Below are 1,125 nucleotides of genomic sequence, written 5' to 3'. Positions count from 1 at the left end.
ATATCGTCGCGCTAGTGATGGCAGGCTGGATAGGCTGTTGAATATTATTGTCGAGTCGACGTTCGAGTATGTAGAGATTGAACCAAAGTTTCTTGATGATTCTAGACCGTATTTAGAAATGTCGGATCTTAGGCAAAGACGTGAAGAGCTTGAGAAGTTTGCTAGAGATCTAGGTGGCTCCGAAAAAACAACGGTTCTGATCGAAAAGTTTTTTGAAAAAATGGTAGCTATTGCCGGTGATGAAAAAGACTCGGATGGTGCTTGGAGTTTGGAGTGGCTCTTGAATATGGCGCAGATCCGTCGTATTCAAAAGGTTCTAGCGGAGATGGATCGTCAGAAAAAATCAGCTGAAAAGTTTTACGCACCTATCAGAGAATTCTGCGAGACAATAAATGAGTTCTTTCGCCATTCTCGGAAAGAACTATTGGTTGACTCTCTCGGGAAAATAAAGATTACTCAAAACGGCTCCCCGGTTGAGTTGGAGTTTCTTTCGTCGGGTGAAAAGCAGCTACTTATATTGATAGCTCATGCTCGCTTTGGCTCAAGTAAGCGAAGTGCTTTTGTAGTTGATGAGCCGGAAATTTCGCTTCATATGCGTTGGCAGGAAATGTTGGTTGATGCGTTAATAAAAGGCGGAAAAAGTAACCAGTTTATCTTTGCGACCCATTCGCCGGAAATTGTTGGATATCACGTTGATAACTGCATACGTCTGGGGTGAGGTGAGCTATGGAAAGAAGTAAAGCGGCGAAGTTTGCCTCCTCGGTTTTTTACGAAAGTTTCAATGACTTTGATTTGTATATTGAAGATACTGCTCCTGGTTATGGGAAGATATTTGCCGCGATGTTCTCTCGCGCGATGTCGAGTCGCATAGCGCTTGATAAAGTTTTTCCTTTGGGCGCGCGTGTTGATGTAATAGCCGCTGCGAAGGCTAGGCAGGAGGCCGGCGGTGATAGGCCAGCTGTCTATATTGTTGATGGTGATTTATATATGTTGGCAGGGGAGCGGGAAGCTCTCCCTGGTAATGTTGTAGTTCTTCCTCGTTACTGTATTGAGAATTTTCTACTCGACGAAGCAGCATTTGTTGAAATTATGGATGAAGAACATTGTGATTTAGCGTTAGAAGAT

Annotated in this window: 2 protein-coding genes; both read left to right on the top strand. The window is 43.6% G+C overall.

Annotated features, from left to right (window positions below):
* Positions 1-718: AAA family ATPase (locus AC1DLB_RS30655; RefSeq protein ID WP_477786361.1), on the top strand; the 718-nt coding region annotated here is incomplete at its 5' end.
* Positions 719-726: 8 nt separating this feature from the next.
* Positions 727-1,125, top strand: a 399-nt coding sequence (locus AC1DLB_RS30650; protein WP_477786360.1) for a DUF4435 domain-containing protein, incomplete at its 3' end; no start/stop codon positions are given.

The sequence above is a fragment of the Pseudomonas sp. 05N434 genome (genome assembly GCF_056396965.1).
This window is presented reverse-complemented; position numbering and strand designations above follow the sequence as displayed.